A 234-nucleotide genomic window follows, 5' to 3' on the forward strand; every position below is an offset into this window, starting at 1 on the left:
GAGCATCCTGACTACATTGAAAACACCTTGAAGCACAAAGATTACTCCAATGGTCCTTTGGAAGGGACGAATAATCGAATCAAAGTCCTTAAACGATCCGGCTATGGCTACACGAGATTTAAGAATTTCCGTTTGCGCGTCCTTGTTATGTTAAGGACAAAAACAAAACACCCAATCATCAAATAATGATTGAGTGCATTATGGTCGTTACCAACAACAGTTGACAGAGAACCT

1 protein-coding gene is annotated in these 234 nt (G+C 40.2%); it reads left to right on the forward strand.

The genetic code is table 11. From position 1 onward, the window contains the following. A partial coding sequence (locus CES79_RS12645; protein ID WP_143456355.1) for a transposase occupies nt 1–186 on the forward strand: 186 nt, incomplete at its 5' end. Nucleotides 187–234 lie beyond the last annotated feature (48 nt).

The sequence above is a fragment of the Secundilactobacillus silagei JCM 19001 genome, from assembly GCF_002217945.1.
In the GTDB taxonomy this organism is placed as follows: Bacteria; Bacillota; Bacilli; order Lactobacillales; family Lactobacillaceae; genus Secundilactobacillus; species Secundilactobacillus silagei.